This is a genomic window from Paenibacillus sp. WC2504 (genome assembly GCF_052682475.1).
The window spans coordinates 2741192-2757629 of the sequence record NZ_JBQZFH010000001.1 but is presented as its reverse complement, the minus strand read 5'-3'; the positions used below and the strand labels follow the sequence as shown (position 1 = coordinate 2757629).

Genomic DNA, 16438 nt, shown 5'->3' with positions numbered 1-16438 from the left:
CCTCCTTATTTACAGGCCCTTGCCTCGCAGCCAAGCCTGAATTTCGCTTTCCGTCGGATCAACAGGATCAGGGGATAACCCCGGTATATACGAGCAAGCTTCATATAAAGCAGGAATGACATTGGCATGAATGCCTACAGAATGATGCACGTACGGCCCCTTCACAAGCTTCTCTTCCCATAGCGGCCAGTCGTTCACTTCAACCCATACATAAGATCCACGTGTATACGGGCCTTGAATTCCCTTGGCTTTCCCAAGGAATAATTGATAATCGCCATGATCGCCGTCAAAACGGGCCAGTGTCATGCCGCCTCCTTTAATCTCACCTTCGTGAGTGCCAGGCGCATGATCGTCGAACAAGAAATGCTTGCGCAGCTTAGGCTTATTTTCAACGGAGAGAGAAACAGGGAAGTTCCCGCAATGGAACAGTAATTCTCCGTTGGCGTTCTCCGGATGGCGTACCGTTAAATCGGCAAAAAAGGTCGGCGCTTCATTCATCGCAGCAGCTTGAACCATAACGGAAGTAATCGCGCCATGGATATCAGTCTCGCATGTTACCGGGATCTGTTCATCCGTCAAAATCGCGTTCGCCAGACAAGGCATAATTCCCATAGCCTCCTGCAGCGCTGACCAGCATTGGATGGCAATCGCCGTGCTGCCTGTTTGCTGCGCGTACTGCTTCATGGCTACTTTCAATGCGGCAATTCGCCTTACATCCTCTTCCGTCACTTCCGACCAGTCCAGCTTCTCCTTGATGTAATCCATCGCTTGCGCCAATTCCGAGGATTGGCCGTTTTCGATGCGCTTTGTAGCACGCTGGATGTCAACGAGCGTAATAGGGTGCAGCTCAATTCCGAAACGCTCCAGCAATTCCCCTTCATTGCACATCATCGTCCAAAACGACGACGGTCTCGGCCCGATTTGCAGGATGCGCAGCGAACGGAACTGGCGAACTACATTCGCCGCTGAGATGAAATTAGAGAAACCCCTTTCAAAAACAGGATCATTCACACGCGTGTTCGTCACATAAGAAAATGGTACATTAAAGCGTCTAAGCACCTTTCCCGTTGCAAATAGTCCGCACTGTGTATCTCGTAGCCGCATGCCATCCTCAAGCGGAGCTTCATCGCGCGGCCCCCACAACAGCACCGGCTTGCCTAGCGCTTTACCTACCCGCGCAACTGTGTCTTCCGTACCGAAGTTACAGTGCGGGAAAAATACCGCATCCACTTGCTCTTGTTTGAACCGATCGATGATGAGGTCTGCGTTAATGTTATCGTCATAGAGAAGGCCTTCTGAATTGATCCCCTCCAGATCGACAATATCGATGTCCAATCCGAAACTTTGGATTTTTTCTCTAATGAGCACTTTGTACTTAAACGCATCTTCCGCGCTAAAAACGAATCGGCGAGTCGGCGCGTAGCCCAGCTTTAATTTTTTCATGGATGTGCCTCCTGATAAGTTTAGCTAAACAAATTAATTATTGAGATGAAATGTAACTAAAATAAATATGTTCTTATCCGTCTTTGTTTAGCTAATTTTATGAATAAACTTAATCTAACATGCCAATATTGGGACGTCAATGCTGTTTTTAATTAAAGTTTAGTTGGTTTTATATAAAAAGTTTAGTGAAAACAAAACGATATATTGCATTTCAAAGCGGTTAAGGATAAACTAAACTCACTCAACTAATTTAGTAAATGGGGATTGTTTGATTTGAAAATGGAAGACATTGCGAAAATGGCCGGGGTTTCTAAATCGGCGGTATCACTGGCTCTAAACGGCAAAACGGGGATTAGCTCGGAGACACGCGACCGTGTACTTGAAATTGCCAGAGAAAGCGGTTATTCCCCGAAGCCTCGGGCATCCGCTGTCGAAAACGCCGTGAAATCACTCTCATTTCTCGTTTTCACCAACTCGGGTATCGTGCTTGAGGCCTATTATCAGCAGCCCTTTTTTAGAGAGCTGATTCATTATATTGAGGATCGCTGCCGCTCTAAAGGCTATTCCTTGCTTTTCTCTTCGGTAGATATGGAGTATTTCGAACGCGAAATTCGGACGCTTGCGGAGGATAACCAAAGCGACGGCATTATTTTACTTGGGAATAACCTTAGTCCGGAGGAGATTCTGGATATTTCAAATCGCCTAGGACCTCACCTCGTTGTGCTCGATAATTGCTTTGATAAGCTGCCTGTTCATTTTGTGAGCATGAATAACTTCATGGGAGCCTATCAAGCGGGGGTTCATCTAAGCGGTATCGGACATACAGAAATTGGATATATTGCCTCCAATGTTCGGATTCAGAACTTTGAAGAGCGCAAGATTGGCTTTTATGAGGCATTGCATGAACAGGGACTCGAAATCCATCCCGATCATATCTTTGCTGTAGCGCCGACAATGTTATCGTCTCAGGAAGATCTTAAGAAACAAATCAAGGCGTATATGGAAACGGACCGACAACTGCCAACCGCTATCTTCTGCGAATGTGATTACATCGCGATTAGCGCTATGAAGACGTTATCGGAGCTAGGCATCCGTGTGCCCGAACAAGTATCTGTCGTTGGGTTTGACAATATTTCGGAGTCTCGCATCATTTCACCGGAGTTAACCACCGTTCACGTCGAGAAAAAACGCATGGCTCAATTAGCGGTTGATCTACTGATCGAATCCATCGAACATGGTGTCGAGGCCACCTCCAAAATCAGGGTGGACACCCGTTTTGTTGAGCGGCACTCCTCTCATCCGCCGCGAAGCAGCGCTAATTGATGCTAGAAGTTAGGTTCCACTTTACATATAGGCAATGGATTGATTGTGCCTTGCGATTTTGGGGAACTACAGGACACTATTTGATGTAAAATTAGCAATTTGTGAGTTGGGAGGCTGCCCTTCGGCACCTACCACAAAAAAGCTGCACCTTTTCGGCCATCAAACCGAAAGGTGCAGCTTATTTTCATTTTATGATCAAGACCGGGCAGTTCGCATGTTTGATCACACCATGACTTACACTGCCGAGGAGAATTTCCGACATGAGGCCGACACCCCGGCAGCCCATCACGATCAAGTCGTGGCCATCTGTATCTGCCTGATGGCAGATGGTCGTTGACGGGTCCCCAGTCAACGTCACACTTTTGAAAGCTATTCTGCTCTCCATCAATTTCGCGGAAGCAGGTTCAACAATCTTCCGCCCTTCATCGGCCAGTGTGTCACTAAGCGGAACGCTTATCGGTGGATCATTTAAGATGATCTGAGGACTCACATGAATAATCGTTATGCGAGCATTCGGATATCCGTGCTTGGAGAGCTTGATCGCATGATCCAAGGCCCGATCGGATTGCTGCGAACCATCGATAGGAACAAGAATATGGTTGTACATAGGTTTTTCCTCCTTTGATTGTTGCCTGTACGTTAACTAGTCACTTCCCAGCAGTAAACCATCCTAAGCATACATACCCGAATCCGTGTTCCTTGAAACCATCATGTTCACGCCACGCTTTTTTGCTCACACGCATACCTCAGGAAACTTAAGGAAAAGATACTAGCACAACATCCTAGAGCTTGGAGAAAATACCATATGTTCGCTCGTTGGCTGAGCTCCAAAAAACATCCGAGTCTTCCTAAACCAAACACCATTGTGGAACCAGCGGCTTCCATGCCTTTATTCGCAACCATCCAGGAAAATACGGATTATGTCAGGCAAGCTCTCGGAAACAGCACGGATATTGTGATTAGAGAGTTTACCTATAACTCGATAACAGAGGACGTCGCTATTTTATACACCGATGGCCTTGTGGATGGGAATGTCATTAACGATTTCGTTATGCGAGCTATGATGACAGATACCATGGACATTGATCCTGCTCAAAACCCTTTTGACGTCTTGGAATTACATACGTTGACGATTGGTGAAATTCAGAAAGTTTCCGATATGAAAAAATTGTTTCATCATATCTTATCGGGCGACTCGGTTATCTTGATGAACGGCTACACGACAGGTCTTGCAGCAAGTACGAAAGGCTGGAAAGACCGTGGTGTAACGGAGACCAATGTTGAAACTGTTGTCCGCGGACCGCGCGAATCATTCTCTGAATCGATTCGAACGAATACGGCACTCATCCGCCGGAAAATTAAAGATCCGAATTTATGGGTGGAAACTTTTCAAGTCGGCAATGTGACCCAAACTGACGTCGTGCTGATGTATCTGCACGGGATCGCCCAGGATTCTCTTATTATTGAAGCCCGCAATCGTCTGAATCAGATAGACATTGACGGGATCTTCGAAAGCAGCAATATCGAGGAGCTTATCCAGGATGAAGTCATCACGCCTTTCCCAACCGTTTATAACTCGGAACGTCCGGACGTCGTCGCACTTGAATTAATTCAAGGCAAAGTTGCCATTCTCGTCGACGGCACCCCTTTCGTGCTGATCGCTCCCGCCTTGTTTGAAACCTTCCTCAAAGCTTCCGAGGATTACTATCATCGCGTGGATATCAGCACGTTAGTCCGGATACTCCGTTATGCCGGGTTTCTCATCGCTTTATTAGCGCCATCCTTCTACGTGGCCATCACGACTTTTCATCAGGAAATGCTCCCAACGCAGCTGCTCATTTCCCTTGCTGCGCAGCGAGAAGGCATTCCCTTCCCGGCTTTCATCGAAGCCTTGCTGATGGAAATCACATTCGAAGTGCTGCGGGAGGCCGCACTGCGGATGCCGCGAAGCATCGGTTCGGCGCTGTCCTTCGTCGGGACATTGGTCATCGGGCAAGCAGCCGTTGAAGCCGGTATTGTATCGGCTGCGATGGTTATCGTGGTATCCATTACCGCGATTTCCAGCTTCGTCTTTCCTTCCTATGACTTATCGAACGCCATTCGCATCTTGCGGTTCCCATTGATGGCTTTAGCGGCTTCCTTCGGATTTTTCGGGATACTGGCAGGACTTCTTGGATTAATTTTACATCTGAACAGTTTACAATCGTTTGGCGTGCCTTATTTAAGCCCTTTTGCTCCTCTGGAATTAAACAAACAAAAGGATGCCTTGTTTCGATTGCCTTTTCAGTCGTTATTTTCCCGAGTTCGTACGATCCATACCAATAACGTTGTTAAGAAAGCAAAAAGAAAACCATTCCGACCTTAAGGGAGGCACGAGGTCATTTGATATCCCGGATGCGACTAACAGCCTGCTTATTCCTGATCATTTTCCTAGTAAGCGGCTGTTGGAGCCGCAGAGAACTGAACGATATCGCGATTGCAGAAGGTGTCGGCATCGATATCTCGGATGGCCAGTTTGAGTTAACCGTTCAAATTGTGAACCCGCGGAGTGTGACGAAGGAAAAAGGGAATGCCGAAGTTCCTATCATCGTCTATTCTTCCAAAGGCGTGACCCTGAATGAAGCAGTCAAAAGATTGACATCGTCGATCTCAAGGAACATCTATTTCGCCCATATACGAATCCTTGTCATTTCAGAGGATCTCGCCTCCAAAGGAATTGTCAATGCGATGGATTATCTCATGAGAGGAAGCGAATTCCGGACTGATTTTGACGTTGTCATTGCCAGAAACAACACAGCCAAGGACTTATTAAGCGTCATGACACCGCTAGAGAAAGTTCCGGCCAACTATATCTTTAATTCTCTAGAAGCTGCAAAAAAAGAGTGGACTTCTGCGGTCACAATTAAACTCGATCAATTATCGAGCGGTCTCGTTACCCCAGGAAAAAGTTCCGTTGTCTCCGGCATACAAATTGTAGGTGAACCTACAACGGGCAAGCGCAATAACAATATCGACTACACGTCCCCCCGGGTGAAGTTGCAATATTCGGGCAATGCGGTCTTTAAAAAAGATAAACTCGTCGGATGGTTGAACGAGAAAGAGTCCCGCGCTTACTCTGTCATTACCAATCAATCCATGCGCTCTTCGATTCACCTCGTCTGTCCCGATGGCGGAAACATTGGTATCGATATTGCCCGCGTCAAAAGCAAGATACACGCTGTTATCAAGAACGATAAACCTGAAATTTATATCAACACTCGGACAGAAGGGAATGTCTCTGATGTAGAGTGTAAAATCAATCTTTTCAAAACAGAAACGATCGCCTATTTGGATGCACAGTACGTTGATTTCATTAAATCCAATATGGAGAAAACGATTAAGAAGACGCAGCAGTTAGGCACGGATATTTATGGTTTCGGTGAAGCTGTCCATCGGGCTGATCCGACCTACTGGAACAAAGTCAAGGATCATTGGGAACAGGTCTTTAAGCAGTTGGAGCCACACATGAATGTGGTTGCTAAAGTGAGAGGTACAGGTACCTTGGGAGATTCTGTAGTCAATGATGCAAAGGAGTAGCCGATATGTTAATTGGCCTCAGTATACTATTAATTTCCATCCTGATTTCGTGGTATGAACTTCCGCGTTTGTGGAAGCAAGGATGTAAGAAGACAGTTTGGTTGTACCTTATCCTCATGCTGATCGGCAATGTGCTTGCTACGTTCAAAGGGATGGGAAAAACACTGCCAAATCCAGGCGACGGCATTACGTTTCTTATGGCCCCGTTAAGCAAGCTGTTGTTGCAGGTCGGGTTAATCAAATGAGTTGGGCTCGGCGTAGGGAGGCAGAGCATGAACAACGAGAGTACTTTAACAGCTCGGCAGCTTATGATCTTTATTTTCTTGATTTCGCTGGGGACAACGATCCTTGTCGTCCCCTCCATTTTGACTGCACAATCCAAACAGGATGCCTGGATCGCCGGCACAACGGCCGTATGCGCAGGGATGCTTTTCATTTGGATGTATGTCAAGTTAGTCCGGATGTATCCGGATATGACGCTTTTTGATATGAATGAATATGTGTTGGGCAAATGGCTTGGCAAAGCGGTAACGCTTCTCTACATCTACATCATGTTCATAATAAGCGCGCAGGTCCTCTTCTATATTGGCGCCTTCATGACAACCCAGATCATGCCTACGACACCTATCCAATCCATTCACATTCTCATGATCACGTTTACCGTCATTGGCGCAAAGCTGGGTGTGGTCATCTTAGCGAGAACCGGTGAAATCTTTTTTCCATGGATTGTCTTACTGTTTTTCTTATTGGTAGTCTTTGTGGCGCCGCAATCCAATATGAAGAATCTGCTTCCAATTGGCGAAGCAAGTTTCATCTCCATTGCACGTCCGGCTATGTTTATGATCGTATATAGCTTTTTTCCCATCGTTTTTATCCTCTGTTTAACCTCAAAGGAGGCCAGATTTCCTGCGAGGTTCGCCAAATCCTTCTTCTACGGAGGGATAACTAGCGGAGTCATGATGATTATTATCACATTACTAGGCATTCTGGTGATGGGGGCGGACCAATCGGCACGGCATGTTTATGCCACCTATGCGCTAGCCAAAAAAATTAGCGTAGGGAATTTTCTTCAACGGATTGAGGTTACGGTCGCTTTCTTATGGTTTATTTCCATTTATTTTAAGCTGACCCTCTATTTTCACGTAACACTCAAAGCCGTCGCCTCCTTTTTTCAACTCCAAAATTATAAATCTCTTGCAACGCCAACGGGTCTCATCGTGATCGTGCTTTCTTTAATGGTATACCCCAATGTAGCCTACATCCATGAATGGGATCAACACACCTGGGTACCTTTGGGATTATTTTTCGGCTGCCTGCATCCCGGTCTGCTCATCATCATCGGCTACATGCGCAGAAAAAAAGTCAAAAACAGCTAAACAAGGATGTGCTTGCATGGGCAAAGAGTCCATCACACCGCGGCAACTCATGATCATCGTCATCCTTTATTCCATAGGTACAGCTATACTGGTCATACCAGCGTCGATAGCCGCGGATGTCAAACAAGATGCATGGATACCACTTGCACTCAGCATAGGTCTGGGCATAATCCTGGCCCTCCTTTATACAGCAGTGGCGAAAAAATATGCGATCTCTTCACTTTTCGAAATCAACGACCTCGTTTTTGGCAAGTGGTTGGGCCGCATGATCACCTTGGGCATTACCTTTCTGACGCTTATTTTCGGCGCTCAGGACGTTTTTTACGTCGGCCATTTTATGAGCACTCAAATTATGCCTTCAACACCTATCCAGGCCATTAACATCCTATTCATGCTTGTAGTTATGATGGGAGCAAAATTGGGATTGGTTGTTTTTCTCAGAACGGCTGAAATTTTCTTTCCGTGGCTTATCCTCTTATTTACCTTATTTATGACCATGAATATCCCTAATATGGATACGAACAATCTCTTACCGATTGGAGAAGCCACCGCAATCCCGATCATTCGGTGTACGATAAGAATCGTCTGTTTTACCTATATCCCCTTATTTATTACGATTGGCCCTATTATTAATCAAGTTTCAAATGTAAAAAGGGCTAGTAAGGGATACCTTGTAGGCGTTGTGATAAGCGGTCTGACCTTGTTTTTACTCGTGGCCTCCAGTGTCCTCGTGCTTGGGCCTGATTCTGCGGCCATAGAGTCGTTTCCTAGTTATGCCTTGGCACAAAGAATTAACATTGGAAATTTCTTACAGCGCATTGAAGTTGTCGTAGCCTTCTTATGGCTGGTCTCCATTTTCTTCAAAACATCCATGTACTTTCATACAACTCTTCGAGGTTTAGCGCACACCTTCCAATTACGCGATTACAAATCTCTTTGTACGCCCATCGGGCTAATTGTTACCGTCCTGGCTCTTGTCGTTTACCCCAATGGCGCATTTGAGCAAAAGTGGGATAACCACACTTACATTCCTCTCGCCATCCTATTGGGCATTGTTTATCCGCTAAGCGTTGTACTGATTGGTTGGATGAGAGGACGGTTGACCACAAAAAAAGCCTGACGGAGTTCAAGATTGCTCCGTCAGGCTTTACTTACTTCAACTCCGCAACAAGATTCGGCGGCACTTCCCCTTGAACACCCTTCACCAAATTCGTTGCGGCAAGCATCGCCATATCAAAACGTGTTTGATGGGTAGCCGATCCGATATGCGGCAAGGTGACGACATTCGGCATTTTCAATAACTTGTTCTCCGGATCTACCGGTTCTTGTTCGAAAACATCAAGACCCGCTCCGCGAATCTGTCCTTTTTCCAATGCGTCAATGAGCGCTTCTTCATCCACGGTTTGGCCACGCGACGTATTAATAAAGATGGCGGTTTTCTTCATGAGCGCCAGCTCTTCGCGGCCGATTAAACGGGTCGTTTCAGCTGTTAACGGCGTCATTAACACGACAAAATCAGACTCTTGCAGCAGCTCTTGCAGCGACCTGTAAACAACACCCAGCTTCTGCTCAGCTTCTTCTTTCCGGCTGCGATTGTAGTACATGACCTCCATATTAAAACCAAACTTCGCTCGTCTGGCAATAGCCTCCCCGATGCGCCCCATGCCAATAATCCCGAGCTTCGCGTGATGAACATCGATGCCGAAAATGTGGTCATCGCTTCCTTTTTTCCACTTGCCTGCTTTCACGTAAGCGTCAAGTTCCGGTATTCGTCTTGCTGCGCCCAAAATAAGCCCGAACACCGTATCGGCCACCGTTTCATCCAATACACCCGGTGTATGCGTTCCCATAACGCCTCTGGCCTTCATGGCCGCCGTATCTAAATTGTTGTAACCTACCGACACATTGCTTACGATTTTGAGCTTTGGCGCATGATCCAACAATTCTTGATCAATGCTTCCGCCGGAGATTAAGAGTCCGTCCATATCGGACAACTCCTCCAATAGCTGTTGACGAGGAATTTCTTCTTCCCTGTCCCATTTACGATAATCGCAGTGCTGTGCGATGTACGCCTCTACTTCACTTGGAACTCGCTTTGCAAGAAAAACTTTCGGTCTCATCCTCAAAACTCCTCTCCATACTATGTAAGAATCGTACCACAAATTGCTAGATTCAGATAAGTTCTTTTTGCTTTTTTAAGATGAGGTATAAAATGAAACTGCACACGGCGCAGATCGCAGCGCACAACCCGATGAACCCATATCCGGTCTGCAGGCCGCGAATCAAACCGATTTGGGTGTCCGATCCAACCCAATTTTTGACCAATTCAATAACACCGCCAATGAGATAGTTGCCAATGACACTGCCGACCCCCATGAGCGTAACCGTGAAAGTAATGGCCGTATCGGTGCCGTTCGGGTATCTTTTGGCAATAAAGGCCATAACGGTCGGATAAATCATCGCGATACCGATTCCCGCCGCTGCGAATAGGAAGGCAAGTGGTTCCCCACCCACAATGGCGCCAAACGTGCACAGAGCAGAAAATCCGGAGAAAATAATCAGCGACAAAAGGAATCCTATTTTATCCGTAATCGGGCCCAAAATCAGCCTTGCAAGCGTAAAACAGAGGAAAAAGGCAGAAAGCATGCCGGAAGCCTTCACACCTTCCCACATGTACGCTTTCTCCAGGAAATTGACTAACCACCCGCCTACCGCGAGCTCCGATACAACGCCAAATGAAAGAATCAGGACCATGAACCACAGAACCCGATCACGCATTAGTGTTTTCAAAGGAACCCGGTCTTCATGGGCAACTTCGTCAGAGGGAAAAGAACTGCGCCATGCAAAAAGGATGGGAAGTATGGACAACGAAAGCATGACCACATACATGCCGCGCCAATCGAGCATATGCCCGAATACGCTTACAGACATAAGTCCTGTTGCAATCAACGGGGCAACGGTGGAACTAAGTCCATAGAAGCCGTGCGTGAGATTCATCATCGTTCCCGTATTTTTCACAAAGATTCTCGCCCCTAGAATCGCGAGTGCAATCTCAAGCATCCCGTTACCGATATACATGAGAAAATAGGAAGAGGAAAATATTGGAAAGCTATTGGATAAATAGATGCAAACACCTGAAAGGATCATCACGCCAAAGGCAGCGATACTGACGATTTTAATCCCCCATAGACGGGTTAAAAAAGCCGTGAAGGAGCAAGCGATGAGATAACCCAGCGCATTGAGAGACAGCAATGTCCCAAGCTGCGATTCATTCAGCATAAAATCGAATTGAATGCGAGGGATCGCAGGTCCCTTAATATTTTCTGAAAAGCCAAACACAATGAAGCCTACAAAAATCGTAGCCAGTTGCATGGCGTAAACCTTTTTGGACTGTTCCAAACGTTGTTCCACGTGGTCATTCCTCCATGCAGCTTCGTTCATTTGTAGTCGCCAATGTAATACGCAAAGATAGGTTCAATCGGTTTAAAGTACAGATAGCCGTCTTCTTCCCAAGGTTGAAAGTGCAAATCCATACGTGAATCCTGCCAGTTCTCGGGAGTCCCCTTCGTTTTCAAACGACCGGGCACAACCGGCTCTTCGATGACCTTTGGAAACTCTTGATAGCCAAACAGCAGGTTCTCGTGCATCGCAATGATTTCGTATTTGTCCCCTGTGAACGACCGCTCTTCCTGAAGCTGATAATGATAATAGATATAACTGCTGATCATCTCAGGTTTCAAATGCGCAACTCTTCCGACACGCTTCTCTACCCGCTCCTTGCGCAGCCAGTGTTCGGTATCCGCCGGCTCATTAAAGTGGAACACGTCAATCATTGGAATCCACTTGCGCGGTTCCGCATGACCAGGCCAGTCCTTCAGATAGGGGACAGCTGCGCCAGCGATCTCATCAGGACTTAACCGGCTGTCTATGCACTCATAATAGAGGAATAGACTATTTCTCCACACATAAGCAGCAGCGGTCATCAACTCACCTTGTATGATGCGTTGTTTGGCTTGCTCACTTCTTTCCAAAGCTTTTACACCCGCAGATACTTGCCCCTCTTCAAATTCCGCTCGATAGATCATTCTTGTAATCATTTAAACTCGGCCTCAACTTTCTATGAGATCATGATCAACAAAACTGATTATACCACTGTTCACCAAGGTGCGGCGCGACAAAAAAAGACCCGCAGCTCTGTGCTGAGGATCTTCTGTTTACTTCAAACTCTAAACATTCTAACCAAATCATTAAGCTCATGCCCCATCTTTTGCAATTCCTCGGTGGCTTGAAAGATATCTTCCATGGATGCCGTCTGTTCAAGGGAGGAGGCAGCGAGGTTTCGAAAAAGTCGGCAATGCGTTTTATAAGCTTGTACGGATTCTCTACCACGTTTTTATACCGATTGCCACGACTTTTTATTTGAAGGTACTAATCTGTCATCTACCCTACTCATTCAAGAAGGTTGTTGCCTTGCTCTGGATCAGCTTTGCTACTTCCAGCGCGGACTTCTGCTCACCAAAGAAAGCTCTAGCCTCATCCCCTATCATGGCGATCACACTGCCGTCTACCATCGGATAATTATCCGCCGTACTGAGGAGCTGTTTGAATTTATTGAATTCTTCATCCGACACCTTGGGCACTTTCCCGTCCTTCAGCTTATACGTACCGCTTTTCACCTGATCCCGAATGCTGTTTAATTTCTTCTCATTCACAGACTTAAGCAGTGAAAAGCCTTCTCTCTCTTGTAGAGACTGCCCCTCTTCCGATAACAAGAAGGCAATCACCTTCCAAGCCCCCTCTTTCACCGGAGATTTGGCTTGAATAGCAAGCTGGGTCGAGGTGACAATCCGAGTTCCACCTGTTTGCTCAGGTTTTTGCAGCAGCTTCGGATTGGCAAAAAACTGATGCAAACCATCTATAAAATCTACGGGTGATCGCAAAACGGTAGAATAGAACATTTGCTTACCTACATCCGCAGGTTCCGAGGTCATGACTTTGTCATTATACATTTTCTTAATTTGCTGCATCGCTTCAATGAACAAAGGGGAGTCGAATGTTGCCTTTTTCGCTGTAGGATCAACAAATTGTGCGTAATGATCGACCATCATTTCTTGCAGTAGAATTTCTGGCGGATCATTGGCTAACGCGTAACGTCGCTCCGTGCCGCTTTGCCCCATTTTCTTCGATGTCTCCGCAAACTGCTTCCAGGTCCAGTTCTTATCGTCAACCTTCATTTTTTCAAGAATATCTCCATCACCGACGAAAGCCCGCAGGGAGAAACCGGAAGGAATCGTATACAAACCTCCATTTAACTTTAAGGCATCCAACACATTTGTTTGCAAATCACTTTTATTCACTGTTTGGTCTTGTTGCATGAGGTCACTCATGTTCAGCAGAAGCTTTTTGTCCAAATAATCACCGATCGGCAGTGAACTGATTTCGAAGATATCAGGCCCTTTTCCTGATAGCAGAGCTGCATTCGTCGTCTTCTGGTATTTCTCATAATCATTCGTAAACTGAATTTGAAGGTCGATGTCAGGGTACTTCTCTTCAAACTTCTTCTCTAGTGTCTGGTAATAAGGATTTGCCGCTTGTAAAGACATCGTAACGACGGTTTTCCCCTTTGCCGACCCTGATCCTGTGACCTCCTTGCTTGCCGCTGAGTCATCATTGCTTCCGGAACTGCACGCGGTCGCTACCGCCATTAAAAAACTCATAATTATGATTGATTGACACTTCTTCATCGTATGAATCCTCCTATCATTCTCTCTCATCTGCATGCTTAATTACTCCAGACGTACTCGGTTTCCATCTTGTAAAGGCTCACTGCTCTCCAAGATCACCATGTCTTCCTCATAAAGGCTATCGGCTTGAACCATCGTTTCTTTGCTATTTCTTTCGCTGTATTGCAACCTGACTTTACGGACTATGAATTCGTTGCCCAGCGCATTTCTCATCTCTTCCAATTTATAAACAAACATACCTTCTCGATCCTGATGAATCGCTTCATTCGATATCATCCATCCCTCTTTACGCGATCGCTTCTCCAGCTTGATTCGAACCTCCTCACCCCCCTTCAATTCAGCATCAACGACCTTCACGCGAAGAACCTTCTGAGGCACTGTTATCGTCTTGCCTGACTCTCCATCAGAGGAGCTTACGGTTCGAGATTCTGCATCCGCCATTTCATCAATTGTACCGTTGATGATACGTGTATAGGGTTCCTGACCAGCGTGTACTTCGACCTCTACCTTCTCTCCCGCCGACATCCCTAAGCTGGACAGAAGAGTTGAATCAACGGATAGATCGAAGCGGTAGCCAAGGCTACTGTTCGTGATAAGGATCTCCGGTTCTCCCGCCGAAACCAGCCCTTCCATAGCATTTACCTTCGTTATCAGGCCATCGAACGGAGCCGTCATTTCCTTATAGGCTGCCAGCTCATCTCTAAATTCGTTAATTTTGCGCTCCTGCGCAGCCAGATCGAGCTTTCTCGTCTCAAGATCGCGCCTTGCCGTTCGAATCTTGATGTCGTCCCCTTCCATGGTTGACTGGATGAACTGGTCTTGCACATTCTGAAGCTCGATGTTTTGCTTGTCCAGATTGGTTATAGCGTCTTCCAGCTCATGTTCAGCCACTTTGCTGTCATAACGGATGAGCGGTTGCCCCTTTTTGACATGATCGCCTCCTTTAACGAGAATCTGCTGCACTTTCCACCCGGCCGTATTCGACAGTTTAGCCTCATAGAACGGTTGTAGGCTGCCGCTGCCTGCGATTGTAAATACAAGACTCCCTTTCACCGGCTTTTCCGTTCTCACTTTCGGTAATGCTAACGACTGCAAGGTATTGCTGAATAGCGTAAAAAACACAAGTAATCCCATAAAAACAAGGAATACGACTTGAATGCTTTTCTTTCGGCCTGATACAGCCGGCTCCTTTTCCAACCCCGTTCCCCCTTTCTTCTCTCCTATAAACTTTTCGCAGTACTAACCCTTGAGGCCAGACAATTGAATATCTTCTATGAAGTACGATTCCGCGTACAGAAACAGCAGCACCATCGGAGCCATATAGAGCACTGATGCAGCAAAAGCAATCCCCGGCTCGCCGCTTATCCTGGATAAATATACGGACAAAGGCTGCTTGAACGGATCTTCCAGAAAAACAATCGGCTGCTCCACCATGTTCCAATAGTCAACGAATAGAAGAAGAATTAGGGCTGCCAAACCCGGCGTAATCATAGGAACAATGATGGTGTAGAAAATCCGCAAATGACCGGCACCATCTATCTTGGCCGCTTCCATATAGGCATATGGAATTTCCAGCATGAACTGTCTAAGCATGAACACTCCGAAGGCTGCGAAAATACCTGGTAAAATGATCGCACTCGGACTATTCAAAAGCCCCAGCTTATCCGCCATCATATAATTAGGCACCAGAGTCACTTGAAACGGCATCAGCATCGTAAAGACATATACGAGAAACAAGGGCTCTCGCCCGCGAAATCGCAGCTTGGAGAAGGCATAAGCGGCAAGCGATGCTACCAAGGTCTGCCCTGCGATAATCGGTACGACCATAAAAACCGAATTCCAGAACATTCCCAAATATCTAGGGCTGCCGACTAACACCTTGCCATACTGATCCAAGGTCACTTGATCCGGGAGTAATTTTATATTCACGAAACGAGCCTCTTTGTTCATCTGCCCAATAGTGCTGTAATTGATGCTGATTTCTTGTGTAGTCATTAATGAATTGGTAAAAGTAATAACAATAGGAAATAACAACATGAAAGCTATGACGCCCATAACAATCGTTAACGCAATTTTTCGCACACGACTCCTCCCCCTACTCCATAAACTGCCGATACCGGCGCTCTAGTATAAACATGCCTATGACGATCAGAAGGATACATCCGGCCATCAAAACCGCCGATGCAGTCAGCTTCTGAATATCCAACGACGTGAACATGTTGTTCATATAATGCTGCAGCATATAAATACTTTCATGTGGATAATCACCCGCAATCAGGTACGTTTCCCGGAATACTTTAAACGAATTAATGATCGACATGATGACTACAAAAAATATGGTGGATGTTAGATAGACCATCGTAATACTGCCAAACCGCCGTAAGCACCCAGCGCCTTCGATTTTGGCGGTTTCGTAATAATCCTTCGGAATTTGCTGAAGCCCCGCCAAGAAAAGAATCACGTTATAACCGATGTTCTTCCATATATACACAACAATGATGACCGTTCGGGCATCATCAGTTTTCATCCAATCCACACGTGCGATCCCGTAGCTGCTTAACCAGGCATTTAAAGAGCCGTTCCAGTCCAATAAAATCTGCCAGACAAGCAGGATCGAAGCAACAGGAACGACAAGCGGCAGTACATATGCCATACGAAGCCAATTGCGAAAATAAATATTTTGGTTTAACAACAGCGCCAAGCTAAGCGAAAGCAAAAGCAAAAGCGGAACACTAACAACACTGAAGTAAAACGTATTGAGAGCTGCCTTTCGGAAGGAGTCGCTTGCAAGCAGCGCACGGTAATTATCCAATCCCACAAAGCGGCTATCTACCGTACCATCCATGAAGGAAATGTACAATCCCATGGCAAACGGGATCAGGTAGAATAGCGCAAATCCGATACCGCTCGGCGCAAGAAACATCCATGCCACTGAAGCATCCTTACGTAAACCTTTCATCTGTTCCCTCCTCTCTT

15 protein-coding genes are annotated in these 16438 nt (G+C 46.3%); 6 read left to right on the top strand and 9 right to left on the bottom strand.

All coding sequences use genetic code 11. The features are described 5' to 3' along the window. Positions 1-9: 9 nt before the first annotated feature. The gene (locus ACUN27_RS11985; RefSeq protein ID WP_326062076.1) at positions 10-1443 is read right to left on the bottom strand and encodes an L-fucose/L-arabinose isomerase family protein; all 1434 of its coding nucleotides are present in this window, start codon (positions 1441-1443) and stop codon (positions 10-12) included. 273 nt (positions 1444-1716) lie between these two features. Here ACUN27_RS11985 and ACUN27_RS11980 point away from each other — a divergent pair, with 273 nt between their 5' ends. Continuing rightward, positions 1717-2766 carry a LacI family DNA-binding transcriptional regulator gene (locus ACUN27_RS11980; protein WP_315952620.1) on the top strand — a complete coding sequence of 350 codons (1050 nt, stop codon included), beginning with the start codon at positions 1717-1719 and terminating at the stop codon, positions 2764-2766. Positions 2767-2950: 184 nt separating this feature from the next. Here ACUN27_RS11980 and ACUN27_RS11975 read toward each other — a convergent pair whose 3' ends face one another. After that, positions 2951-3373, bottom strand: coding sequence for a universal stress protein (locus ACUN27_RS11975; RefSeq protein WP_315952622.1), 423 nt, complete (start codon positions 3371-3373; stop codon positions 2951-2953). A gap of 198 nt (positions 3374-3571) precedes the next feature. Between ACUN27_RS11975 and ACUN27_RS11970 the strand changes: the two genes are divergently transcribed. Genes ACUN27_RS11970 through ACUN27_RS11950 form a run of 5 tightly spaced genes read left to right on the top strand, consistent with a single transcriptional unit; the run spans position 3572 to position 8838 of the window. Beyond that, positions 3572-5131, top strand: coding sequence for a spore germination protein (locus ACUN27_RS11970; protein WP_379173014.1), 1560 nt, complete (start codon positions 3572-3574; stop codon positions 5129-5131). 17 nt (positions 5132-5148) lie between these two features. Further along, on the top strand, positions 5149-6342 hold the full coding sequence (locus ACUN27_RS11965) for a Ger(x)C family spore germination protein (RefSeq protein ID WP_326062075.1): 1194 nt from the start codon (positions 5149-5151) through the stop codon (positions 6340-6342). Between the two features lie 5 nt (positions 6343-6347). Further along, positions 6348-6587 carry a hypothetical protein gene (locus ACUN27_RS11960; RefSeq protein ID WP_315952625.1) on the top strand — a complete coding sequence of 80 codons (240 nt, stop codon included), beginning with the start codon at positions 6348-6350 and terminating at the stop codon, positions 6585-6587. Positions 6588-6614: 27 nt separating this feature from the next. After that, complete coding sequence (locus ACUN27_RS11955) at positions 6615-7718, top strand: GerAB/ArcD/ProY family transporter (RefSeq protein ID WP_326062074.1); 1104 nt, start codon at positions 6615-6617, stop codon at positions 7716-7718. 16 nt (positions 7719-7734) lie between these two features. Beyond that, positions 7735-8838: a GerAB/ArcD/ProY family transporter gene (locus ACUN27_RS11950; RefSeq protein ID WP_326062073.1), complete on the top strand. Its 1104-nt coding sequence runs from the start codon at positions 7735-7737 to the stop codon at positions 8836-8838. Positions 8839-8869: 31 nt separating this feature from the next. Here ACUN27_RS11950 and ACUN27_RS11945 read toward each other — a convergent pair whose 3' ends face one another. From ACUN27_RS11945 to ACUN27_RS11915, 7 genes are all read right to left on the bottom strand, one after another. Then, positions 8870-9838: a 2-hydroxyacid dehydrogenase gene (locus ACUN27_RS11945; protein WP_326062072.1), complete on the bottom strand. Its 969-nt coding sequence runs from the start codon at positions 9836-9838 to the stop codon at positions 8870-8872. Positions 9839-9890: 52 nt separating this feature from the next. Beyond that, positions 9891-11159 (bottom strand): MFS transporter, encoded by a 1269-nt coding sequence (locus ACUN27_RS11940; RefSeq protein WP_326062071.1) that lies wholly within the window; start codon positions 11157-11159, stop codon positions 9891-9893. Then, positions 11156-11815: a hypothetical protein gene (locus ACUN27_RS11935; protein WP_445558973.1), complete on the bottom strand. Its 660-nt coding sequence runs from the start codon at positions 11813-11815 to the stop codon at positions 11156-11158. The genes ACUN27_RS11940 and ACUN27_RS11935 overlap by 4 nt, the downstream gene beginning before the upstream one ends. A 348-nt stretch (positions 11816-12163) precedes the next feature. Continuing rightward, positions 12164-13435 (bottom strand): ABC transporter substrate-binding protein, encoded by a 1272-nt coding sequence (locus ACUN27_RS11930; protein ID WP_445558972.1) that lies wholly within the window; start codon positions 13433-13435, stop codon positions 12164-12166. A gap of 69 nt (positions 13436-13504) precedes the next feature. Beyond that, positions 13505-14659 carry an efflux RND transporter periplasmic adaptor subunit gene (locus ACUN27_RS11925; RefSeq protein ID WP_445558971.1) on the bottom strand — a complete coding sequence of 385 codons (1155 nt, stop codon included), beginning with the start codon at positions 14657-14659 and terminating at the stop codon, positions 13505-13507. Positions 14660-14701: 42 nt separating this feature from the next. Then, positions 14702-15517, bottom strand: a complete 816-nt coding sequence (locus ACUN27_RS11920) for a carbohydrate ABC transporter permease (RefSeq protein ID WP_445560622.1) — start codon at positions 15515-15517, stop codon at positions 14702-14704. Positions 15518-15557: 40 nt separating this feature from the next. Next, on the bottom strand, positions 15558-16421 hold the full coding sequence (locus ACUN27_RS11915) for a carbohydrate ABC transporter permease (protein WP_445558970.1): 864 nt from the start codon (positions 16419-16421) through the stop codon (positions 15558-15560). Positions 16422-16438 lie beyond the last annotated feature (17 nt).